Origin of the sequence: Marivita sp. S2033, assembly GCF_046592965.1 — a bacterium.
GTDB lineage: Bacteria > Pseudomonadota > Alphaproteobacteria > Rhodobacterales > Rhodobacteraceae > Marivita.
Map to the genome: position 1 here is coordinate 589,178 of NZ_JBISBV010000001.1, position 23,395 is coordinate 612,572.

At 61.2% G+C, this 23,395-nt stretch carries 19 protein-coding genes; 9 read left to right on the forward strand and 10 right to left on the reverse strand.

Features of this window, described 5'->3' with window-relative positions; translation table 11 throughout:
- Position 1: 1 nt before the first annotated feature.
- Positions 2-877: a 4-hydroxy-tetrahydrodipicolinate synthase gene (gene dapA / locus ACGKZZ_RS02770; RefSeq protein WP_411221902.1), complete on the reverse strand. Its 876-nt coding sequence runs from the start codon at positions 875-877 to the stop codon at positions 2-4.
- A 132-nt stretch (positions 878-1,009) separates the two neighbouring features.
- On the opposite strand from dapA, the gene ACGKZZ_RS02775 reads away from it, so the two are divergent.
- Positions 1,010-2,965, forward strand: a complete 1,956-nt coding sequence (locus ACGKZZ_RS02775) for a lytic transglycosylase domain-containing protein (protein ID WP_411221903.1) — start codon at positions 1,010-1,012, stop codon at positions 2,963-2,965.
- On the opposite strand, the gene ACGKZZ_RS02780 is transcribed toward ACGKZZ_RS02775, so the two are convergent.
- Positions 2,939-3,805, reverse strand: coding sequence for a DMT family transporter (locus tag ACGKZZ_RS02780; RefSeq protein WP_411221904.1), 867 nt, complete (start codon positions 3,803-3,805; stop codon positions 2,939-2,941). The genes ACGKZZ_RS02775 and ACGKZZ_RS02780 overlap by 27 nt on opposite strands.
- Entirely contained in the window at positions 3,802-4,479 is a 678-nt protein-coding gene (gene mnmD / locus ACGKZZ_RS02785; RefSeq protein WP_411221905.1) for a tRNA (5-methylaminomethyl-2-thiouridine)(34)-methyltransferase MnmD, read from the reverse strand. The genes ACGKZZ_RS02780 and mnmD overlap by 4 nt, the downstream gene beginning before the upstream one ends.
- A 47-nt stretch (positions 4,480-4,526) precedes the next feature.
- Between mnmD and ACGKZZ_RS02790 the strand changes: the two genes are divergently transcribed.
- The gene (locus tag ACGKZZ_RS02790) at positions 4,527-5,567 is read left to right on the forward strand and encodes an NAD(P)/FAD-dependent oxidoreductase (protein WP_411221906.1); all 1,041 of its coding nucleotides are present in this window, start codon (positions 4,527-4,529) and stop codon (positions 5,565-5,567) included.
- Here ACGKZZ_RS02790 and ACGKZZ_RS02795 read toward each other — a convergent pair.
- The 4 genes from ACGKZZ_RS02795 to ACGKZZ_RS02810 all read right to left on the reverse strand — a co-directional run bounded on the left by ACGKZZ_RS02795 (position 5,560) and on the right by ACGKZZ_RS02810 (position 11,057).
- Complete coding sequence (locus tag ACGKZZ_RS02795; protein ID WP_411221907.1) at positions 5,560-7,029, reverse strand: PLP-dependent aminotransferase family protein; 1,470 nt, start codon at positions 7,027-7,029, stop codon at positions 5,560-5,562. The two genes, ACGKZZ_RS02790 and ACGKZZ_RS02795, sit on opposite strands and share 8 nt — an antisense overlap.
- Positions 7,030-7,111: 82 nt before the next feature.
- Positions 7,112-8,587 (reverse strand): ABC transporter substrate-binding protein, encoded by a 1,476-nt coding sequence (locus tag ACGKZZ_RS02800; protein WP_411221908.1) that lies wholly within the window; start codon positions 8,585-8,587, stop codon positions 7,112-7,114.
- 169 nt (positions 8,588-8,756) lie between these two features.
- On the reverse strand, positions 8,757-10,031 hold the full coding sequence (locus ACGKZZ_RS02805) for an acetylornithine deacetylase/succinyl-diaminopimelate desuccinylase family protein (protein ID WP_411221909.1): 1,275 nt from the start codon (positions 10,029-10,031) through the stop codon (positions 8,757-8,759).
- 54 nt (positions 10,032-10,085) lie between these two features.
- Positions 10,086-11,057, reverse strand: a complete 972-nt coding sequence (locus ACGKZZ_RS02810; protein WP_411221910.1) for a DUF2125 domain-containing protein — start codon at positions 11,055-11,057, stop codon at positions 10,086-10,088.
- Between the two features lie 67 nt (positions 11,058-11,124).
- Between ACGKZZ_RS02810 and ACGKZZ_RS02815 the strand changes: the two genes are divergently transcribed.
- The 3 genes from ACGKZZ_RS02815 to ACGKZZ_RS02825 all read left to right on the forward strand — a co-directional run bounded on the left by ACGKZZ_RS02815 (position 11,125) and on the right by ACGKZZ_RS02825 (position 15,056).
- On the forward strand, positions 11,125-11,652 hold the full coding sequence (locus tag ACGKZZ_RS02815) for a gamma-glutamylcyclotransferase (RefSeq protein ID WP_411221911.1): 528 nt from the start codon (positions 11,125-11,127) through the stop codon (positions 11,650-11,652).
- Between the two features lie 74 nt (positions 11,653-11,726).
- The gene (locus ACGKZZ_RS02820; RefSeq protein ID WP_411221912.1) at positions 11,727-12,917 is read left to right on the forward strand and encodes a biopolymer transporter ExbB; all 1,191 of its coding nucleotides are present in this window, start codon (positions 11,727-11,729) and stop codon (positions 12,915-12,917) included.
- A 3-nt stretch (positions 12,918-12,920) separates the two neighbouring features.
- Positions 12,921-15,056, forward strand: a complete 2,136-nt coding sequence (locus tag ACGKZZ_RS02825) for a peptidoglycan -binding protein (RefSeq protein WP_411221913.1) — start codon at positions 12,921-12,923, stop codon at positions 15,054-15,056.
- Between the two features lie 3 nt (positions 15,057-15,059).
- Here the strand turns inward: ACGKZZ_RS02825 and ACGKZZ_RS02830 are convergent, their stop codons facing one another.
- The 3 genes from ACGKZZ_RS02830 to gloB form a co-directional block, all read right to left on the reverse strand.
- Positions 15,060-15,965 carry a M23 family metallopeptidase gene (locus ACGKZZ_RS02830; RefSeq protein ID WP_411221914.1) on the reverse strand — a complete coding sequence of 302 codons (906 nt, stop codon included), beginning with the start codon at positions 15,963-15,965 and terminating at the stop codon, positions 15,060-15,062.
- A gap of 44 nt (positions 15,966-16,009) precedes the next feature.
- A complete protein-coding gene (clpA, locus tag ACGKZZ_RS02835) occupies positions 16,010-18,334 on the reverse strand; it encodes an ATP-dependent Clp protease ATP-binding subunit ClpA (protein WP_411221915.1) in 2,325 nt (774 codons plus the stop codon).
- 158 nt (positions 18,335-18,492) lie between these two features.
- On the reverse strand, positions 18,493-19,260 hold the full coding sequence (gene gloB / locus ACGKZZ_RS02840) for a hydroxyacylglutathione hydrolase (protein ID WP_411221916.1): 768 nt from the start codon (positions 19,258-19,260) through the stop codon (positions 18,493-18,495).
- Positions 19,261-19,322: 62 nt separating this feature from the next.
- Between gloB and ACGKZZ_RS02845 the strand changes: the two genes are divergently transcribed.
- From ACGKZZ_RS02845 to ACGKZZ_RS02860, 4 genes are all read left to right on the forward strand, one after another.
- On the forward strand, positions 19,323-20,087 hold the full coding sequence (locus tag ACGKZZ_RS02845; RefSeq protein WP_411221917.1) for a methyltransferase domain-containing protein: 765 nt from the start codon (positions 19,323-19,325) through the stop codon (positions 20,085-20,087).
- Positions 20,088-20,382: 295 nt separating this feature from the next.
- A complete protein-coding gene (locus ACGKZZ_RS02850) occupies positions 20,383-20,949 on the forward strand; it encodes a F0F1 ATP synthase subunit delta (protein WP_411221918.1) in 567 nt (188 codons plus the stop codon).
- Positions 20,950-22,488 (forward strand): F0F1 ATP synthase subunit alpha, encoded by a 1,539-nt coding sequence (gene atpA / locus ACGKZZ_RS02855; protein WP_411221919.1) that lies wholly within the window; start codon positions 20,950-20,952, stop codon positions 22,486-22,488. It begins immediately after the preceding gene.
- A 12-nt stretch (positions 22,489-22,500) separates the two neighbouring features.
- Positions 22,501-23,382 carry a F0F1 ATP synthase subunit gamma gene (locus ACGKZZ_RS02860; RefSeq protein WP_411221920.1) on the forward strand — a complete coding sequence of 294 codons (882 nt, stop codon included), beginning with the start codon at positions 22,501-22,503 and terminating at the stop codon, positions 23,380-23,382.
- The last annotated feature ends 13 nt before the right edge of the window (positions 23,383-23,395 follow it).

The window sequence follows — 23,395 nt, forward strand, 5'->3', positions numbered from 1 at the left end:
GTCAGTTCAACAGACCGGCGTGGCGCAATCCGGCGTCGATCAGCTCGCGGGTGGGTTGGGTCACCGGAAACAATGGCGGGCGCATTTCTTCGTCGCACAAGCCCTGCCGATACATGGCATATTTTGCGCCGCTGACGCCCGGTTCGGCAAAGATCGCGTGGTGAAGTGGCATCAGCCGGTCCTGCAGATCAAGTGCGGTGGCAAAATCGCCTGCAAGCGTCGCCTCCTGGACCTGCGCACACAGCGCGGGCGCGGCATTGGCGGTGACCGAGATGACCCCGACGCCGCCTTGCGCATTGTAGCCATGCGCGGTGGCATCTTCACCGGAAATCTGGATAAAATCGCGCCCGCAGGTGATGCGCTGGGCACAGACGCGGGCAAGATCGCCTGTGGCGTCTTTTACGCCGACGATGCGCGGCAGCTTGGCCAGCTCGCCCATCGTGCTGGGCAGCATATCCACGGCCGAACGTCCGGGGATGTTGTAGATGATGATCGGCAGGTTGCAGGCGTCATGCACCATCTTGAAGTGCTGGATCAGCCCGTTCTGGGTTGGCTTGTTGTAATACGGTGTCACCACCAAAGCGCCTTGCGCGCCCGCAGCTTCCGCGTGCTGTACGAAGCGGATGCATTCATCGGTGTTGTTCGACCCGGCGCCGGCGATAACGGGGATACGGCCGTTGGCGGCCTCGACAACGCAGGTCACGACGTCTTCGTGTTCCTCATGCGTCAGCGTCGGGCTTTCGCCGGTGGTGCCGACGGGAACAAGCCCGTGGCTGCCCTGATCCACATGCCAATCGACCAGACGTTTGAGCGTGTCAAAATCCACTGCACCGTTTCTGAACGGTGTGATCAGTGCAGGCATCGACCCTTTGAACATCGTCACGCTCCTTTTATGTGTTATGGCCTGAGTGGACCAGTGACCCGTCCCGCATATGTGATTTGAAGGTCGCAGGGGGCGGGGTATCCTTAGCGAGCCGTCTATCCTGTTTCAGTGGAGAAAATGCAAGTCATGATTCGGCTCAAAGCGGTTCTGACGGTGTGGTTGATGATCGTGCCCGTTCTGACAATGGCGCAAGTGCGCGAACGCCCCCTGGAGCGGGCGATGGATTTGATGCGCGAGGGCAACTGGGCCGCCGCACAGATTGAAGCGCGCGGCGATGGGCAGGCGGCTCTGGATGTGATCCTGTGGCACTATCTGCGCGCGGGCCTCGGTTCGGCGCGCGAGGTGCAGGATTTTCTGGCGCGCAATCCGGATTGGCCCGGTCTGCCCTATTTGCGCAAGAAAAGCGAAGGCGCGATCGCGGCAAGCTCTGCCGAGGCGATTCGCGTCTTTTACGCCGATCACACTCCCGAAACGGGTGCCGGTGCCCTGTCTCTGGCACGCGCGCAATTCCTGGCCGATGAGCCCGACAAGGCAAACGCCACCTTGGTGAACGCCTGGACAACATTAAGCTTGGCCAGTGACGAAATCACGGCGATGCGGGCGGCCTATGGCGAGGTTCTGGCGCCACACCATAAGGACCGGCTCGACGCGATGCTGTGGCTGGGCTGGATCAGCAATGCGCAAGCGATGATTCCCTTGGTCGGGGAGGGCGAGGCGGCGCTGGCTGCGGCGCGGATCGGCTTGCGCACGGACGCGGCGGGAGTGGATCGGTTGATCGAAGCGGTGCCTGCTTCCCTGAGCATGGACGCAGGTCTGGCCTATGAACGATTCGCATGGCGGATGCGCAAGGGGCGAACCGACGATGCCGTCGAATTGCTGCGCGCACGGTCGAAAATGGCGGAGTCGCTGGGTCGGCCAGAGATATGGGCCGGTCAGCGCGCGGTGTTGGTGCGCCAGATCATGCGCGCGGGCGATTACGGTCTGGCCTACGAACTTGCTGCCAATCACCATTTGACCGAGGGCGCGCGTTTTGCCGATCTGGAATGGCTGGCGGGGTATCTATCCCTGCGGTTTCTTGAGGCACCGAAGCGGGCCGTGACGCATTTCAACGCGTTTCGCGGCGCGGTCGAGACGCCGATCTCGCTGGGCCGCGCCGGGTATTGGCTGGGCCGCGCCTATGAAGCGGCAGGCAATAAAGACGCCGCGGCGCGCGCCTATGCGTCTGGCGGCCAATTCCAGACATCGTTTTACGGCCTGTTGGCGGCAGAGCGCGGCGGGATCGCACCCGATCCGCGCCTTTCGGGAAAAGAAGCCTTTGCCGACTGGCGCGATGCTGAGTTCACCACCAGTTCGGTGTTTACTGCCGCGATCCTGCTTCTGGATGCCGAGGAAGCGGTGCTGGCCGAGCGGTTCCTGACCCATCTTGCCGAGAGTCTCGAGCGTCGCGAGATCGGACAGCTTGGACAGATGTTGGAGGATTTGGGGCAGCCTCATATTCAGGTCATGCTTGGCAAACGCGCGGCGCAATCCGGATATGAAATCCATGCGCCCTATTATGCGTTGCACCCGGTAGCCGAGCTGTCGCATCCCGTTCCGACCGAGCTTGTTCTGGCAATTGCGCGGCGCGAATCCGAATTCGATCCGCTGGTCATTTCGCCCGTCGGGGCGCGCGGGTTGATGCAGGTGATGCCGGGCACGGCGAGGGAGGTCGCGGGTTGGCTGCAAGTGGACTATTCCGAGACCAAGCTGCTGGCCGACCCGGTGTATAACGCCGTTCTGGGGAGCGCCTACCTGGAACGCTTGGCCGAGCAGTTCAACGGCAATGCGGTGATGATTGCCGCCGGCTACAATGCCGGACCGAGCCGGCCTGAGCGCTGGATGCGAGAGCGCGGCGATCCGCGGGCGGGGGGTATGGAGATCATCGACTGGATCGAGCACATTCCGTTTACCGAAACGCGCAACTACGTCATGCGGGTGACCGAAAGCCTGCCAATGTACCGCGCGCGCTTGGGGCGAGAACCGCATCCGGTGCCGTTTTCGGAAGAACTGGCCGGATCAACCCTTCTGCCGCGCACGCCATAGGGTGAAGAGGCCAGCCGACACGATCAGTGCACCGCCGACGACAACATGGGTTTCGACCGTTTCGTTGAACACCAGAAGGCCGATGCTGACCACGAACGGCAATTGCAGGTAGGCGAACGGCTGGACCGCACTGGCTTCGGCCACGTCATAGCATTTGATGAGCAGAAAATGCCCCAAAGCGCCCGTCACGCAGAGCGCTGACATCAATGCCCAGTCGGTGCCGGTCATCGGCTCCCAGAACCAGACGCCCACCAAGGTGATCGCAATCGCGCCGACGGTCCCGGTCCAGAAAAAGCTGGTGGCCGCACCGTCGCGGCGCGCGGCGTAGCGGGTGAGCAGCCCGTAAAGCGCGAACATCGTTGCGGCAATGGCGGGGAGAATCGCAAATGGGGAAAACACGCCCAAACCGGGTTGCAGAATGATCAGTATGCCGACGAAGCCGACACCGATCGCCGCATAGCGCCGCCAGCCGACATATTCGCCCAGCACCGGGCCGGACAGGGCCGCGATCAGCAAGGGATAGCAGGCGAATACCGCATGGGTCTCGACAAGGCCGAGATAGGTGAAGGACAGCACCATCACGCAGATTTCGCTGACCAATAACAGGCCGCGAAACACCTGTAGCTTCGGTTGCGTGGTTGCAGCAGCGGCCCTGACCCCTCCGGCGCGACGGGTGGCGATGACGACGACAAAGGCCGCGAAGAACCAGTATCGGATCATCACGATCATCAGCACGTTGTAGGTGCTGGCCAGGTGCTGCGACAGGCCGTCCTGCACGGCGAAAACCAGCGTCGTAGCCACCATGAGCCAGATGCCGAGCGTGTTGTTCGTGGTGGTCATTCGGCAGCTTTCCGGGCAGTGGTCATGTGACGCTTGCGGCCATAGCCGGGAATGCGCTGAGTTAGAAGCCCTGCGGCATCAAGTGCGCGCCGCACATGGCCTGCGGCGGTGTAAGTGGCGGCAGTGCCTTGGGGCGCAGTGTGGGCTGCGACCTGTGCCAGAAGGGCGGGCTCCCAAAGCTCTGGATTCTTGGCAGGAGAGAAACCGTCGAGAAACCATGCATCCGCGGGGTGGCGCAGTGTTGAGAGCGTTTCGCGCGCGTCGCCGACAACAATTTCGAACGACAGATCGGGCAGGGTGATGCGCCTTTCCCCACGTTCCCAATGGGGGCGCAGATCATTGGCGATGTCGGCCAGTTCAGGAAACGCGGCCTGCGCGCGGATCATATCATGCGGCTGCATCGGGAAGGCTTCGAAGCTGGTGAAGTAAAGAATTCCGGTTTGATTGGTTTCGCGCCACATCTGAAGCGCCGCGAGAAGGTTGAGGCCGGTGCCGAAGCCAAGCTCGGCGATGTGGAAACCGTCGCGGAACCGCGCGGGCAGATCGTTACCGGCCAGAAACACATGCCGCGTCTCGGCCAGCCCGTCGTCGAGGGAAAAATAGGGATCATCGAACCGGCGCGAGACGGGAACCTCTCCGTCGCGCCAGTCGAGCGCTTCTGACTGGTGTTTCATGTGGGTGTACCTTACCTGCGGCGAGACAGTGGCGGGGGGTTGACGGAATGGCAATGGTCGAAATCACGGTACGCGGCGCGGGCATTTTCGGACTGAGTATCGCATGGGTTCTGACCCAACGCGGCGCGTCGGTGCAGGTGGTCGATCCCTTCGGCGCCGGTGCCGGTTCGAGCGGTGGCCTGGTCGGGGCATTGGCGCCGCATGTGCCGGAGAACTGGAACGGCAAGAAAGCGTTCCAACTGGACAGCTTGCTGATGGCGGAGAGCTTTTGGGCCGAGGTGCAGGAGGCTGGCGGGGTTGATCCGGGCTATGCGCGGTTGGGCCGGCTGCAACCGATTGCCGATACGCACGGTCTTGAGTTGGCGCGGTCCCGGACGTCGGGTGCCGAAGAGCTTTGGAAGGGGCGTGCCGAGTGGAACGTAATCCCGGCGGTTGACGCAGGAGCGTTTGCGCCATCTTCCGCGACCGGTTTTCTGATCCGGGACAGCCTGACTGCGCGTATGCATCCGAGACAGGCTTGCGCGGCATTGGTCGCGGCCCTTCGCGCGAAGGGCGTCAAAGTTGTCGCTGACGCCCCTGACCGGGGCGCGGTGATCTGGGCAACCGGCTGGCAGGGCTTGCGCGATTTGTCAGAGCAGATCGGCAAATCCGTGGGCGCGGGCGTCAAGGGGCAGTCGGCGGCGTTTGCATGTGACGCGCGCCATGCGCCGCAGGTTTTTGTCGATGGGCTGCATATCGTTCCGCATGGTGATGGAACGGTCGCGATCGGATCGACCAGCGAGCGGGAATTTGACGACCCAAGCACGATTGACGCGCAATGCGATGCGCTGATCGCCAAAGCGATTGACGCAATGCCGGTGCTGGCCGATGCGCCGGTGGTGGCGCGCTGGGCGGGAGTGCGCCCGCGCGCCCGATCGCGTGCACCGATGCTGGGGGAGTGGCCAGGGCGAGAGGGGCATTTCATCGCCAATGGAGGTTTCAAGATCGGCTTTGGCATGGCGCCGAAGGTGGCGCATGTGATGGCGGAACTGGTGCTCGACGGGCGCGATGCCATCCCCGAAGGATTCCGCGTCGCGGCGTCTATGTGAACGGCGTGGCCTGAATGGCCTTGGCGATCTCGGCGATGCCCGGCTCGATCCGGGCTTGGGCGATGGAGCTATAGGCCAAGCGGTAGTAGTTGCGCGGCGGGGCGTCTCCGGCAAAGAACGGGGTGCCGGGTTCGATCAGGACACCGGCCTCGCGAAGCCGGGTAGCAAGCTCTTCGCTGTCTATATGGTCGGGCGCGCGCATCCAGAAGGACGACCCGCCATAGGCGCCTTGACCGGCGATCCTCAGATCATGTTTGCGGATCGCATGTTCCATAATGGCGCGCCTGTCGGCCAGCGCTTTGCCAGTGCGCCGGATCAGGCTGTCGTAATGGCCGAGGCTCAGAAAATAGGCGGTGGTGCGTTGCATCAGGCCGGGCGGGTGGCGCAGGATTGACGCGCGCAACGCGCGGGCTTCGCGGATGAACGGGGCCGAGCCGACAAGGTAGCCGAGCCTCAGACCGGGAAAGAGAGATTTGGAAAAGCTGCCGACATAGATCACCCGTCCGTCGCCATCGAGACTTTTGAGCGCGGGCATTGGCGGCTTGAGGTAGGCCATTTCGAATTCGTAATCATCCTCGACGATCAAGGCGTCAAGCGCGCGGGCGCGCTCAAGCAGGGCCTGTCTGCGCGCCAAGGGCATGGTGTGGGACGTGGGGCACTGGTGGCTGGGCGTGGTGAAGATCACGTCGGTGTTGGCCGGAATGTCAGAAGGCGGCAGCCCATCCTTGTCGACATCGACCGCGCATCGGTGGCAACGCGACTGGGTGAGAATGTCGCGCAGGGCCGGATAGCAGGGGTTTTCGATCACCGCCTGACGGCGTTGCGTCAAGAGAACCTGCGTCGTCATCCAAAGCGCGTTTTGTGCACCCATCGTGATGAGAACCTCGTCTGGAGCGGCGGTGATGCCGCGACGGGGCAGGGTGTGGCGCAGGATGAATTCGACCAGTTGGGGGTCATCCTGATCGTAGTAATCGCGAGTCAGCGCCGCGAAATCTCGGGCGCCAAGAGCTTGCAGCGCACAGTGTCGCCAGTTGGCATGATCGAACAGTTGCGGATCGGTCTGACCATAAAGGAACGGGTAGCGATATTGCGCCCAGTCCTGCGGTTTGACGGGTGTGGCCCCGCCGGTGAACTTCTGACCCAAAGCACGCGCCCAGTCGACCGCATCCTGCCGCGCAGGTGCAGCTGCAAAATGCGGTGGCTCGGGCGCGGTGTCGGACACGAAATAGCCCGAGCGTCCCTTGGACGACAGGTAGTCGTTCGACAACAATTCGGTATAGGCCAGCGTGACGGTGATCCGGCTGACGCCAAGATGCTGGGCAAGCTTTCGTGTGGACGGCAGCTTCTCGCCGCGCCGGAAGCGGCCTGACAGGATGCCTTCGGCCACCATCTGTTGAATGCGCGATTGCAGCGTGCCCTTGGTGTCGGGCTTGAGAAAAAAGGTCTCCAGCGGTACGGCCATGCGAGTCAGACTAGTCTGGACTTATGGAATGCGCAATCTGGACCGAAGGCCGGGGCGGATTCTCCGCCCGCGGCCATTGTCTTTATTCAGACCAAGACACGCCGGTCAGGTCGGTTGCCTGGGTCGGCGCGTTCTGCCAAAGACCTTTGATGCGTGCGTCTGCGATTGTCGGGAACGCAAGTTGGAACAGATAGGCGTTGACATAATCGTCCGCGATGATGGTCTGCGCCTGATGCAGCAGGGCGGTGCGCTGTTCGGGGTTTGTCGTTTCGCCAAGCTGGGTCATCAGCGATTGCAACGCCGGATTGTCGTATTGAAAGTAGTAATCGGGCCGCGCGTAGATGCCGATATCGAACGGTTCGGTGTGGCTGACGATGGTCAGGCCGAAATCCTTGCCGCGAAACACTTCTTCGAGCCATTGCGCCCATTCGAGATTGGTGATCTCGGTCTGGATGCCCACAGCGCGCAGTTGCGATGCGATGATTTCACCGCCACGCCGGGCATAGGAGGGCGGCGGCAGCTTCAACGTCGTGGTGAAGCCATCGGGCAAACCAGCTTCGGCCAGCAGCGCCTTGGATCTTTCCGGATCAAAGGCGGATTGCGCCGTCAGGTCGAGATAGTCGGGATTGTGGGGCGCGAAATGCGTGCCGATGGGTGTGCCCAGACCGAACATCGCGCCGTCGATCACGGCTTGGCGGTCAATCGCATGGGCAACAGCCTCACGGACACGCACATCATCGAACGGGGGAAGCTTGTTGTTCATCGCCAAGATCGTCTCGCCCTCGGTCGAGCCGACAAGAACCTGAAACCGCGGGTCGGCTTCGAACTGGGGCAGATTTTCGGGCGCTGGAAATCCGGCGAAGGCGTCGATATCCTGCGCCATCATAGCGGCAAAGGCGGCTGTGGGATCGGAGATGAACTTGAATGTCGCCGAATCCAGCGCCGGCGCGTCGCCCCAGTAGTCGGGGTTGCGCGACAGCTCGATCCGGTCGCCCTGAACCCATTCGTCGAATTTGAACGCGCCGGTGCCGATCGGCGTCTGCTTGATCGTGTCGATGCTCTCGGGCGCGACGATCACGGCGTCGCCCCAGGCCAGGTTGAACAGGAAGTTGCCGTCTGGCGCGGAAAGTGTGATCTCGACAGTTGAGGGGTCGACGGCGTTCACCTCTGCGATGCCTTCGAACAGAGCCTTTTGCGCATTGGCGCTGTCATCGGCACGGGCGCGGTCGAGCGAGAACTTGACGTCCTCGGAATCCATCGTTGTGCCGTCATGGAAGGTGACGCCATCGCGAAGCTTGAAGGTGTAGACCGTGCCGTCTTCGCTGATGTCCCAGCTTTCGGCCAGTCCGGCGACCACAGAGCCGTCGGACATGAACCGCGTCAGGCCTTCGAACACGTTGGTGTAGAGCACCGAGTCGATCGCACCGGCTGCGGCGCTGGTCGGATCGAGATGCGGCGGTTCAAGTTGCAGTGCGATGGTGATGTCGGTTTGCTGGGCAAACGCAGGTGTGCAGAGCAGCATCGCGCTTGCGGCGGCGCCGAGAAAACGGGCTTTCATGAAGTCCCTCCTGTTGACGGGCGAGGCCCGGTTGTTTTGCCGAGTGTCATGGGGAATCGCGATGCAATCAAGCGCCGGATTTTTTCGCGCGCATTTCGGTGGTCGCGAGAATTGCCCGTCGGGGGGCCAGCCCCCCGATCCCCCCTAGGTATTTTCGAACCAGAGACGATCAGGGCAGGAGCAGGGATTGCAGGCTGCGCGTCATGACCTTGGCGCTGTCGAGCATGTCGGTGACGCCGATCCATTCATCGGGTTTATGCGCCAGTTCCAGCACGCCGGGACCATAGGCAATGCAATTGCGCAGCTTGCCGATCCGGTCGATGTGTTTCTGGTCGTAGGAGCCGGGGGAAGCGACATAGGTCGGGTCCTGACCAAGCACGTCGCGGATGGCGGCGTGCACTGTGGTGACGACCGGTGCGGATTTGTCGGTCATGGACGGGATGACGCGATTGAGTTCGCGGATGTCGTAGTCGAAATTCGGGCGTCGCGCCTTGAGGTCGTCGAGCAGGTCGATCACTTCCTGGCGCACGGCCTCGACGGGCTCCTCCATAAGGAAACGGCGGTCGATCACGATGCGGCAGGAATCCGGCACGCAATGGGCAGGCAGGCCTGTGTAATCCTCGGATTGCTCGGCCTGTCCGCCATGAACCGAATTGATGTTCATAGTCGATTGCCGCGCGCCTTCGGGAACGACGGGCATGTCGGTGCGCCGCGATGCCATTGCCGGGAAGAGCGTGTCTTCGAACGCTTGAAGCACCGCCCCCATGTGGCGCACCGCGCAATCGCCGAGAAAGGGCATGGAGCCGTGCGCAATCTCGCCCTTGGTCTCGATCTCGGCCCACCAGCCGCCGCGGTGACCCAGGCAGATGCGGTCCTTGTTGAGCGGTTCGGGAATGATGACATGCTGCACGCGCGCTGGATCGAACCAGCCATGTTCGGCGAGGTAGGCCACGCCGCCATAGCCGCCGGATTCTTCATCTGCCGTGCCGCTGATTTCGATTGCGCCAGTGTAGTCGGGGTGCTGGGCGATGAAGGCTTCGGCGGCAATGATGGACGCTGCCAGCCCGCCTTTCATGTCGCAGGCACCGCGGCCGTAAATCCTGTCACCCTCAAGCGCGCCGCCGAAGGGATCGCGGGTCCAACCGTGGCCCACTTCGACAACATCGGTGTGCGAGTTGAAATGCACGCAGTCGCCGCTGGCCTTGCCGTCATGGCGCGCGATCAGGTTCCAGCGCGGAAAGCGCTCGCTGTCGCCGGGGGCGCCTTCTGCACGCACCCAGGTGGTTTGGAATCCGGACCCGGAGAGACGGGTGTCAAGATAGTCGCAGATCGCGGCGTAATTCCGGCCCGGAGGGTTCAATGTTGGAATCGCGATCAGGTCTCGCGTCAATGCGATCACGTCGTCGCGCGCCTCGTCAATCCTTTGGAACAGCCTGTCGGTCATGTCTCACCTTGCTTTGCGCGCCAGTGTCGCGGCGCCGTGGCGGCTTGGCAAGCTTCAGCGCAAGAGAAGCGGTGGTAGCTGGCCGATTTTCAACGGTCCGAGAAAGACGGCTCCCGATGTCAAGCCAAGCGTGACATCAAGCGCATCGCGCGATCCGCTGAGACCGGAGAGCAGGGTCAACATGTCGATCACGCCATCCGACAGCGCTGGCGGGAGGTCACCCTTTTCGCGCGCAGCGTTCAGGCTTTCGCGCCAGTTGTCAGCCTTGATCGTGACGGTGCCAGTCGGATAGCCCAGCGGATCGATGTCGGCATCGCCGGTGATCCGGAGTGTCAGTGCACCATAGCTGATTTCGCTGTGTCGCACGGCAAGATGTGTGAGGCGCGCAGCGGGGTTGGCGGAGCCGTTCAGCGGGCCGCTCAGGGTGACGACGGTGTCGGCGCGCAGATTGGAGAGGGATTCGGGCGCCAAGCCACCGCTGTTTGGCAGGTCAGGCAAGGCAATGCCGTCGACGGTCAGCGCCAGACGATAGCTCGCGTCGCTCGGTTCGACCTTGTGCAGCGCGGCGTTCACGCCCGCGAGCGCGATGGAATGATCCGGCAGTGTCAGGTTGAGCACGGATGCCTCAACGTTGCTGCGCAGAAATTGCGTGTGTTCGCGCACGACGCTGGCGCGCAAGCCGTCGGACCCCACCGACACCTCACCGGACGGCGTGAACAGCGTCTGGGTGTCGGCCCATGCAACGATCACATGCGCATGGTTGTAACTGAGGCTGAGCACCTGAAAGAACGGTGCTTGCCATCCGTGTTGGCCGTCCGGAGACCGCAGCAACGGGCCTGTCACGGTGAGATCTGTCCGGTTGGGGAAGCCGCGAATTTCAAGATCTTGGTATTCAGCGGTCCACCCTTGATCGCGCTGGGCCTGAAACCAGTTCTCGACGCTGACGCGCATCGTGTGGGCCGCATAGAACCACCAGGCGCAATAGCCTAGCGTTGCCACAAGAATGGCCGCGAAAAGCCGTTTCATCCGCGTACCCCCTTTTGTCTGCCGCGTGTTTGGTGTTTATCGCGCTCATGCCAGCAGGACCAGTGACATGACGCTTTGGGTTTTCGGATACGGATCGCTCTTGTGGAATCCGGGTTTCACGCCGGTTGCGACGGCCCATGCGCGGCTCGCGAATTATTCGCGCAGCTTTTGTATGCGCTCGATCCATCATCGGGGCACCGAAACCGATCCGGGGCTGGTGCTGGCGCTGGACGAACATCCTGGCAGCCTGTGTGATGGCCTGGCGATGCAGATGCACGAGGCTGAATATGACGCGACAATGGCCTATTTGCGCGAACGTGAACTGGTCTCGGCGGCGTATCTGGAAAAGCTCTTGCCGATCCGGTTCAGCGACGGGCGCGAAGTGACGGCGGTTACGTATGTCATTGATCCCGATCACGTTCAGTATTGCGCGCTTGATCTGGAAGAACAGGCGCGGATCATCGCCAGAGCGGTTGGCGGTCGCGGGCCGAACAGCGAATATCTGTTCAACACCGCGGCGCATCTTGCGGAGCTTGGCATCCCGGACACGGATCTGGAATGGCTGAGCGCGCGTGTGCGGGCCCTGATCGCTTAACTGCTTGGAGATTGGTGCTTTTGCGCCTAGTGTCGGTGCCGAAGAACAAGAAACGTGCGTCAGGAACTGTCCGTATGGACCAGCCGGACATCGAGGCCGAGCCACATTTTTCACAGCCTGTGCGTCAGGTGTTGATGATGCTTGTCGTTCTGGGGCTGACCGGCTCCGGGGCGTTTCTGGCATTGCCGCGGGTGTTGCCGGTCTTCGAGGCCAACCCGTATCTCAACGGTTTTATCATCTTCGTGTTCGGGATCGGCGTTCTGGCTTGCTTTTGGCAGGTGTGGCAACTGATCCAGTCTGTGCGCTGGATCGAGGCATTTGCCCGCGAAAAGGATCATAGTTTTCAAACGTCGGCACCGTTGCTTTTGGCACCGTTGGCAACTTTGCTGCGATCGCGCGGCAAGCGGATGCAGATCAACACGGCATCGACCCGCTCCATTCTGGATTCCGTCGCCACCCGCATAGACGAAGCGCGCGAGATTACGCGATATATCGTCAACCTTTTGATTTTCCTGGGCCTTTTGGGCACGTTTTACGGGCTTGCCACGACCGTTCCGGCTCTGGTCGATACGATCCGGGGGCTTGCACCCGAAGATGGCGAAACCGGGACGGAAGTGTTCTCGCGGCTCATGCAGGGATTGGACAGCCAGTTGTCGGGCATGGGCGTTGCCTTTGCGTCGTCTTTGCTGGGGCTCGCCGGATCGTTGGTGGTTGGGCTGCTGGAGCTGTTTGCGGGGCATGGCCAGAACCGGTTTTACCGCGAGTTGGAAGAGTGGCTGAGTTCGATCACGCGGTTGGGGTATTCCAGCGGTGATGGTGACGCTGCGGCCGATGCGGATGTGACTGCCGTTCTCATGGACCAGATGGTCGACAATATGGAATCGCTGCAACTGCTGTTCGCGCGCTCGGAAGAGGGCCGCTCGGAGGTGGAGAACCGTCTGGGCCAACTTGGAGACGCTCTGGAGCGGATGACCGAACGCATGGAGGCCAGCGCACCCACCGCGAAGGCGTTTTCCCGCATTGCCGAGGGGCAGGAGCGGTTGATCGAGGTGTTGGAGCACAAAGCTGCCAACGAGGGACTGGATGCGGAAAGCCGGATGCGGTTGCGTTCGATCGATGTGCAGATGCTGCGCATCCTTGAGGAAATATCGGCCGGGCGGCAGGAATCGATGGCCGAACTGCGCACCGATCTAAGCGGGATCGCACGGGCGATGGACCGGATCGCGCGCATGGCTGGCCGAGGCTCGGGCAAGGGCGAGGGCTAGGCGATGGCGTTGTCGCGGCGCACCGGAGCAAGGTTTCAGGCCTCGATCTGGCCGGGATTCGTAGATGCCATGACCGGGCTTCTGCTGGTGCTGATGTTCGTGCTGACCATTTTCATGGTTGTGCAGGCGGTATTGCGCGACACCATAACAGGTCAGGAAACGCAGCTGAATTCGCTGTCCTCGGAAATTGCGGAGCTGGCCAGTGCTCTGGGGTTGGAGCGGCAGCGAACCGTGGCGTTGCGCAATGAGCTCGGCGCTTTGAATGCCACGCTGGACGACACGCAAACCCGGCTGACCGAGCAGGACGCGATCATTGCATCCCTATCGGCGACGCGCGACCGTCAGGCGGCGGCGTTGGACGCCGCCGATGCGCGTATCGCGTCATTCGAGGAGCAGGTCGCCGGGCTGTTGTCGCAACGCGATGAAGCGCGCGATCAGGCGGCGGATCTCACGGCGGTTCGAGACCGGCTGATGAGTGAGCAAGAGGCGCTCAATCTCGCTCTTTCATCTGCGCGAGGTGAAATTGACGCCCAGGCCGAGGCAGCGCGCCTGGCTGCGGCAAAACGTGAAGCGCTGGAGGCGTTGGTTGCCGATTTGCGCACGCGCAGCGAAGAAACGGCGGCAGAGATTGGCGCTTTGAGTGAGCAGGTCGAAACCCTTGAGACCGCGTTGAGCGAGGAAGAGGCGGCAAAGCTGACCGAAGCGGCGGCGGCAGAGGCATTGCGCGCGCGGCTGCAAGAGGCTGATGCAGAGCTGACCGCGATGACAATGGCGCTCGAGCAACAACGTGCACAGGCGGAAGAAACGCTGACCCTTTTGGCGGCGGCGCGCGGGTCAGAGGCGGACTTGAACGCAAGACTGGCGGCCGCCCTGCTGGAGGGCGAGGAAACGGCGGCGTCCCTGCAGGCGCGCCTTGACGCGCAGGCAGATGAAATCGACGCATTGGAAGCTGATCTCGGGCGCGCTCAGGTTGACCAGACAACGCTGACCTCATTGGAAGCGCGGTTGTCGGAGGCTCTGATCCGGGTGTCAGAGGCCAACGCTCTGGAGGCGCGGCTGGAGGAATTGCGGTCACAAAACGCCGAGCTGAGCGAAGATCTTACCGCTTCGGAGCAAACCAGTGCAGACATGATGGCCACGGTCGATGCCTTGCGGCAAGCCTTGGCAGATGCACAGGCGGACGCAGCGGCGCGGGTCGCGCAGGAAAAATCGTTGGAAGAGCGTCTTGCGGCCGCGCTGGCCGAACAGTCGACCATTGATGCGTCGCTCGGTGAGACGCGGGATCAATTGGCGGCGGCGCTTGCCGCGAAGATCGCCGCTGAAACTGCGCTGCAAGACCGGATGTCCACCGCCGAGGAACGGCAGGTTCTGCTGTCTGAAGCACGTGCCCGGTTGCAGGAGGAAAGCGAGAGGGCGACTGCGGCGCAACGTCAGACCGAGTTGCTGAACCAACAGGTTGGCGCATTGCGGCGGCAATTATCGTCGTTGCAATCGCTCCTCGATGAGGCCGAGATGCGCGACAGTGAAGCGCAAATCCAACTGGAGAGTCTTGGCAGCGAATTGAACACCGCACTGGCCCGCGTTGCCGCCGAGGAGCGGCGGCGGCGGCAGTTGGAAGAAGCCGAGCGTCAGCGTCTTGAAGAGGAACGCCAACGCCTTGAAGGCGAAAAGCAGGATCTGGAGCGCTATCGTTCGGAGTTCTTTGGCCGTCTGCGCGACGTGCTGGGTGCCCGTGAGGGAGTGCGTATCGAGGGCGACCGGTTCGTCTTTTCCTCTGAAGTGCTCTTCCCGCCGGGACAGGCGGCGCTTTCCGTGGACGGGCGGCGTGAAATTGCGAATGTCGCTGCAATCCTGCGCGATGTGGCCGCCGATATTCCGGAAGAGATCAACTGGGTGATCCGCGTTGACGGTCATACTGATGACGTGCCGCTGTCAGGCCTTGGCGAGTTTGTAGACAATTGGGAGCTGTCGCAGGCGCGGGCGTTGTCGGTCGTGCGCTACATGATCAACTTCCTGGACATCCCGCCGCAGCGCCTGGCGGCAAACGGGTTCGGGCAATATCAACCGGTGAATACCGACGACACGCCAGAGGCGCGGGCGCAGAACCGTCGGATCGAATTGAAATTGACAGAGCAGTAGCGGTTACTGGACGGCCACGTCCGCACGGCGCACGGCCAGAATTGTGTCGCCGCGTTTCATCGTCACATAACCGCGATACGTGCCGGTGTCCCATCCGGTGGCAGGTGGTCTGCGACCGAAGGCCCGAAAAAACCGGGGCTGATCCGCGTCAAGCCGGGCCGTGTGGCTGAAAATTTCTTCGTTTGGCCCGTGCATCACCAATTCGATCAGATCGCCGCGAATTCCGTGGAACGCGTGGCCGTAAAGGATCATCGGGTCGGTGGGCGAAAGGCTGTCAACGCGCGCGGCGCCGGACTGGACGTCTTCCATGTCGGGCATGCGGAGCGACACACCCGCGCTCGCAAGGCCGCCGTCAATATAGCGAGGCGTCTCGCGCCAGAGCGAGTCCAGGGGTTCGCCGCACGCATTGATCTGGTCGGGCGCGAAGGGGTCGATAATATCGCTCCCTTGGGTGATGGTCAGGTGCAGATGCGGAAAGATCGTCTGACCGCTCAACCCGACTTCCCCCAATCGCTGCCCCGCCAAAACCCGTTGACCCGGCGTGACGGGAACCGAGCCAAGCTTCAGGTGGCAGTAGACCGACTGATAGCCGTTGCCATGATCGATACGGACAGCGTTGCCGCATTCCTGGCCGTTCAGATCCGTACCGGGAACATAGGGTTGATCGGGACGTGTGTTGCGGATCGCTTGAACGCGGCCGTCCGCGGCAGCGAGGACGGCAACTCCGGTCTTCATTTGTTCGAAGGTGAGGAGGGAGAAATCCGTACCGCTATGCGCCTCGCGCGATTTCTGTCCGCACCGGTAGTCCGCGACATCGGTCGTCGGGTCAACGTCGGGGTAGTCGGAGATCACACAAGTTTTTCCCAAGGTGCAGTCAAGCGGCATGCGCAGAAACGAAACGTCCGCCACAACGGATGTGGCGGACGCGAGATATATCAGGGCAAGACTGCGGATCACTCTGCCGTCAGAAGCGGTGGTTTCTTGCTGGAGAGGCGCCGGCTTTCCGGACCCTCGAGATCAAGCACCAGTTTGTCATCCTTGACAGACACCTTGACCACACCGCCTTTGGCCAGCTTGCCGAACAGCAGTTCCTCGGCCAGCGGCTTTTTCAGGTGCTCCTGAATGACACGGCCCAAGGGGCGCGCTCCCATCTTGTCGTCGTACCCTTTGTCCGCCAGCCAAATCGCGGCGGGCTCGGTCAGTTCGATGGTTACGTTGCGGTCCATCAATTGCGCCTCAAGCTGAAGCACGAACTTTTCGACCACTTGCAGGATCACCGACTTGGGCAGCGGCGCGAAGGAGATGACCGCGTCCAGACGGTTGCGGAATTCCGGCGTGAACGTGCGTTCGATGGCGGCCGTATCCTCGCCCTCGCGACGGTCGCGGCCAAAGCCGATTGCTGCTTTCGCTTGCTCGGTCGCGCCGGCGTTGGAGGTCATGATCAGGATCACGTTGCGGAAGCTGACGGTGCGCCCGTTGTGATCGGTCAATGCGCCGTGGTCCATCACCTGCAACAGGATGTTGTAGACATCCGGGTGCGCTTTCTCGATCTCGTCGAGCAGCAACACGCAGTGCGGATGCTGGTCGACGCCATCGGTCAACTGCCCACCCTGATCGAAACCGACATAGCCGGGAGGTGCGCCAATCAGACGGGAGACGGCGTGTTTCTCCATGTACTCCGACATGTCGAACCGCAACAGCTCCACGCCCAGCGTGTCGGCCAATTGCTTTGCGACCTCGGTCTTGCCCACACCGGTGGGACCGGCGAACAGGTAGTTGCCGATGGGCTTTTCAGGTTCGCGCAGACCGGCACGGGCCAGCTTGATTGCCGACGACAGCGCATCGATGGCGGCATCCTGACCGAAGACAACACGTTTGAGGCTGGCTTCGAGATCGCGAAGCACCTCTGCGTCGTCCTTGGAGACGCTTTTTGGCGGGATGCGCGCGATCTTGGCCACCACGGCCTCGATCTCCTTTGCTCCCAGCGTCTTGCGCCGTTTCGACTCCGCGACAAGGTGTTGCGCTGCACCGGCTTCGTCGATCACGTCGATCGCCTTGTCGGGCAGCTTGCGGTCATTGATATAACGCGCCGAGAGTTCGACGGCGGATTTGATCGCGTCAGCGGTGTATTTAACGCTGTGATGCTCCTCGAAATAAGGTTTGAGGCCCTTGAGGATCTTGATGGTGTCTTCGACAGAAGGCTCGTTCACGTCGATCTTCTGGAACCGGCGCGACAGCGCACGGTCTTTTTCAAAGTGCTGACGGAATTCCTTATACGTGGTCGAGCCCATGCAGCGCAGCTTGCCGCCCTGCAACGCAGGCTTGAGCAGGTTGGATGCATCCATCGCGCCACCAGAGGTGGCACCGGCCCCGATCACGGTGTGAATTTCGTCAATGAACAGCACAGCGTCGGGATGGTCTTCAAGCTCGGTCATCACTGCCTTGAGGCGCTCTTCGAAGTCGCCGCGATAGCGTGTGCCCGCCAGGAGCGCGCCCATGTCGAGTGAATAGATCGTGGTTTCGGCCAGAACAGCAGGTGTTTCACCCGACACGATCTTGCGTGCCAGACCTTCTGCAATCGCGGTCTTGCCGACGCCCGGATCGCCCACCAGAAGCGGGTTGTTCTTGCGGCGGCGGCACAACACCTGAATGCAGCGCTCAACTTCGGAATCACGCCCGATCAGCGGATCAATATCACCCTCGCGGGATTTGGCGTTGAGGTCGACGCAATACTTGGCAAGCGCCGATTCCTTCTGCTCGCCCTGCGGCTCCTGTGGCTGGATATCGTCCTCGCCCTCAGATGCACCGGTCACGGGACGGCTTTCGCCAAAGGCCGGGTTCTTGGCCACGCCATGCGCGATATAATTCACCGCGTCATAGCGGGTCATGTCCTGATCCTGCAGGAAATAGGCGGCGTTGGATTCACGCTCGGCAAAGATCGCAACCAGGACGTTGGCGCCGGTCACTTCGCTGCGCCCAGAGCTTTGGACGTGGATCGCGGCACGCTGAATGACGCGCTGGAACGCGGCTGTCGGCACTGCCTCGGAGCCTTCGATGTCGGTCACAAGATTGGACAGGTCGTCATCGATGTAATCAACCAGCGTCGTCCGCAGTTCTTCGGTATCCACAGAACACGCCTTCATCACGCGCGCCGCGTCAGGTTCGTCGATCAACGCCAAAAGCAGATGCTCCAGCGTTGCAAATTCGTGCATTCGGGAATTGGCAAGCGCCAGCGCCGAATGGATGGACTGCTCAAGGGTATTCGAAAATGAAGGCACGGCTGGGTGCTCCTTCTTTTTTTGTGTTGGGTCGCAGGGTACGCCACAACTGTCATCTTAATATTAAAGTTTGGTCGTTACCGACAAACCTTCAAGTTTTTTCTTCCCCTTGACCGATCACAACCGTCCGATTTTGTGCAACTTCATGTGAATATGTCTCAGAAGCTGTCTTTTCGGGCGCGGATTTCGGCAAAGACGTCGACAGGGTCTGCGCCGATCATGTCGAGATGCGACTGAACAGCAGAGCTTTCGGCACGCAGGAAAGGGTTGGTGGCCAATTCGTCGGCCAGTGTGCTGGGAACGGTGGGTTCGTTCTTTTCTCTGGCATTATCTATGCGCTCGATGCGCGCTTTCAAGTCGTCATTGTCAGGATCAATGGTGATCGCAAAGCGCGCATTGGCTTGCGTGTATTCGTGACCGGAACAGACAAGCGTGTCCGGGTCATGGTCTGCGAGCTTTTGCAGACTTTCCCACATCTGCTCCGGCGTACCTTCGAACAGACGTCCGCAGCCCAAAGCCATCAGGCTGTCACCGGTGAACGCGTAGCCCGAACTTGGCAGGACAAACGCGATATGGCCGACCGTATGACCGGACACATCAAGAACATCGACAGTCTCGCCGCCGAACTCGAAGCTCTCGCCGTCGCTGACTTCGCGGTTGAGCGTCGGCAGGCGATGGATATCTGCCTTGGCGCCGGTGACTTTCGCGTCATATTTTTCCAACAGATCGTCAACCCCGCCGGTGTGGTCGTGATGGTGATGGGTCAGCCAGATCTCGGTCAGCGTCCAGTCGCGTTTTGACAGTTCCGCCAGAACCGGCTCTGCCTCGGGGACGTCTATGCAAACCGTGTCACCGCTGTCGCTATCATGCAGCAGGAAGGTATAGTTGTCCGACAGGGCCGGAAGCGTGACGAGTTCAAGAGGCATGGCGTTTCTCACTGTGGCGGTTACATTCGGGCGAACCTTGGCGCAACGCAACGGAGGTCGCAATGCACCTTGATGTGCAGACCTTGCACAAGTTTTATTATCGCAGCGCGCTAGGCCGCGTCGCGCAGCGCGTCGTGCGCGATCAGGTGCGCAGTTTTTGGCCCGAGGCAAAGCGGCAGACCGTTGGCGGGTATGGCTTTGCCATTCCGCTGTTGCGCCCCTATCTGACAGAGTCGCGGCGGATCATCGGTTTGATGCCGGCGCAGCAAGGGGTGATGGCATGGCCTGCCGGGATGCCGAACGTGTCGGTGCTGTGCGAGGAAACCCTGTGGCCGATCGAAAACGGGCGGTTTGACAAGCTGGTTCTGATGCACGGCCTGGAAACATCGGAACGGCCTTCGGCGCTGCTTGAAGAATGCTGGCGCGTTCTCGGGCCCGGCGGCAAGGCGTTGTTTATCGTCCCGAACCGGTCGGGTCTCTGGGCGCGATCCGATGCGACGCCGTTCGGCTACGGCAGACCCTATTCGGCGGGGCAACTGGAATCACAGCTCAAGGCACATCACTTTGAACCGGGGCGACATACGGCGGTGTTGTACCAGCCCCCCTCGACACGCCGGTTCTGGATGAAGACCGGACCGTTCTGGGAGAAGATGGGCCGGCGCGTCTCGGCCCTCGTGGCCGGCGGCGTGTTGATGATCGAAGTGACCAAGATCACACCCAAGCCGACGGGCACGCGGGTGGAGAGCCGTGTCCTCAAGCCGCTGGGCAGTCTGGTGCCGGCACCTACGGCGGAACCGGTGCAGGCCAGAGTGCAGACGGACGGATGAGCTTGTGCGATGCAAGCGGCAGGCGGCGACGTGCAGTCAGCAGCCAAGCGGATTCGCAAACACCACGAAAAATCCACCCTTTATCGTGTTTTTGAAGCGCGCAATACGTCGCACTAGCGGCAAAGTCATATAAAAAAGGGATTTGTAAACTTCGTTGAAATCTTCATAGCGTGTTGCGGGCTTTGGATGCCTCTGCTACATCCGCGCTGATTTCTATGCCTTACGGCATTTGCCAAACTGAACACAACCTCTGACCATCGCCCTTGCGAAGGATCGGGGGCAATATAGCGGAAGGGTGGACGTGTCTGAATCAGCATCCATTTCCTCTGGCATCGCTGACCGCTATGCCATGGCGGTCTTTGACCTGGCCAAAGAGGACAAAGAGCTGGATAAGCTCGAAACCGATCTGGACGATCTGTCGGCGGCACTTGCCGCCAGCCCCGAACTTGTGGAATTGATCCGCTCCCCCATCTACAGCCGCGATGCGCAGTCGGGGGCAATTTCAGCGATTGCCAAGAAGATGCGCCTGACGGCGACGATGCAAAAGGTGTTGGCATTGATGGCGTCCAAGCGCCGTCTGTTCGTGTTGCCGCAAATGATCGCCCGTCTGCGCGACCTGATCGCGGCGGAAAAGGGCGAAGTCACTGCAGATGTCGCATCGGCAGTCAAGCTGACGGACGAGCAGTCCAAGGAACTGGCCAAGACGCTCAAGGCGAACATTGGCAAAGACGTGAAGATCAATGCGACCGTTGATGAAAGCCTCATCGGCGGTCTTGTCGTTAAAGTGGGTTCGAAGATGATCGACACGTCGATCCGCTCCAAGCTCAACTCCCTGCAAAATGCTATGAAAGAGGTCGGATAAATGGGTATCCAAGCAGCCGAGATTTCTGCGATCCTGAAGGACCAGATCAAGAACTTCGGGCAGGACGCCGAAGTCTCCGAGGTGGGGCGTGTGCTCTCCGTCGGCGACGGTATCGCGCGTGTCTATGGCCTCGATAACATCCAGGCCGGTGAGATGGTCGAATTTCCCGGCGGTATCCGGGGCATGGCGCTCAACCTTGAGTCCGATAACGTCGGCGTCGTGATCTTTGGGTCCGACCAGGAGATCAAGGAAGGCGACACCGTCAAGCGCACCAAATCGATCGTTGACGTGCCGGTGGGCAACGAATTGCTGGGCCGCGTTGTTGACGGTCTGGGCAACCCGATTGACGGAAAAGGTCCGATCGGTGCGACCGAACGAGCGATCGCCGAAGTCAAGGCGCCGGGCATTATCCCGCGCAAATCGGTTCACGAGCCGATGGCGACCGGACTGAAAGCCGTGGACTCGATGATCCCGATCGGCCGTGGCCAGCGTGAGCTTATCATTGGTGACCGTCAGACCGGCAAGACGGCCGTCGCGCTCGACGCGATGTTGAACCAGAAATCCTACAACGATGCCGCCGGAGACGATGAAAGCAAGAAGCTTTACTGCGTCTACGTCGCCATCGGCCAGAAGCGCTCCACAGTGGCGCAGTTGGTTAAAAAGCTCGAAGAGAACGGTGCGATGGAATATTCCATCGTCGTCGCCGCGACCGCGTCCGACCCGGCGCCGTTGCAGTTCCTCGCGCCCTATGCCGCGACCTCGATGGCGGAATTCTTCCGCGACAACGGCCGCCACGCGCTCATCACCTACGATGACCTCTCCAAGCAGGCCGTGGCTTATCGCCAGATGTCCTTGCTTCTGCGCCGCCCGCCCGGCCGCGAAGCATATCCGGGTGACGTGTTCTACCTTCACTCGCGTCTGCTTGAGCGGTCCGCGAAGTTGAACGAGGATCATGGCGGCGGTTCTCTGACGGCGTTGCCGATTATCGAAACGCAAGGTGGTGACGTGTCGGCCTTTATTCCGACCAACGTGATCTCGATCACCGACGGCCAGATTTTCCTTGAGACAGAATTGTTCTATCAGGGCATCCGTCCTGCCGTGAACACCGGTCTTTCGGTGTCGCGCGTTGGCTCGTCGGCGCAAACCAAGGCGATGTCCTCGGTGGCCGGTCCGGTGAAGCTGTCGCTCGCGCAGTATCGCGAGATGGCGGCCTTTGCTCAGTTCGGCTCCGATCTTGATGCCTCGACCCAGCAATTGCTGAACCGTGGTGCGCGTCTGACCGAGCTGATGAAGCAGCCGCAGTACTCGCCGTTGACCAACGCCGAGATCGTGTGCGTGATCTTCGCCGGCACCAACGGTTATCTCGACAAGCTGCCGCTTGATCGGGTTCGGGATTTCGAACAGGGTCTGCTTGGCCATCTGCGTGGCAAGCGTAAGGACATCCTCGATTGGATCACCAACGAGGATCCCAAGATCAAGGGCGACGCGGCAGACAAACTCAAGGCCGCGCTTGACGAATACGCAGCCGACTTCTCGTAAGGAGGCACCGCAATGGCCAACCTTAAGGACCTGAAAAACCGGATCTCGTCGGTCAAATCGACCCGCAAGATCACCAAGGCCATGCAAATGGTGGCCGCCGCAAAACTGCGGCGGGCACAGGATGCTGCCGAGCAGTCACGTCCCTACACAGAGCGCTTCAATGCGGTTCTGGGATCGTTGGCGGCAAGTGTTGGCGACAGTGACAGCGCGCCCAAGCTCCTGCGCGGCACGGGCAAGGATGACGTGCATCTTCTCGTTGTCATGACCTCGGAGCGTGGTTTGTGTGGTGGCTTCAACGCCAACATCGCCAAGCTGGCCAAGCAAAAGGCGACCGAATTGCTGGGCAAAGGCAAGACGGTCAAGATCCTGACCGTCGGCAAGAAAGGTCGCGATTCCATGAAGCGCGACTTTGGCGAATACTTTGTCGGCCATGTCGATCTGAGCGACGTCAAGCGCATCGGCTACGCTGACGCGCAGGGCATTGCCAGGGACATTCTGGGCCGGTTCGATGCGGGCGAGTTTGACGTTGCGACGATTTTCTACGCGCAGTTCGTCAACGTCGTCAGCCAGATCCCGACCGAGCAACAGATCATCCCGGCGGCGTTCGACGCCCCCGATGACACGGCCGACGGTGCCGCGACGCTTTATGATTACGAACCGGACGAAGAGGCCATTCTGGCCGATCTTCTGCCGCGCGGTGTGGCGACACAGATCTTTGCGGCACTGCTTGAAAACGGTGCGTCCGAGCAGGGTGCCCGCATGAGCGCAATGGACAACGCCACGCGCAACGCCGGTGAAATGATCGAGAAGCTTACCATCGAATACAACCGTTCGCGTCAGGCCGTGATTACCAACGAACTGATCGAAATTATCTCGGGCGCTGAGGCGCTCTAAGGACCGGAGACGA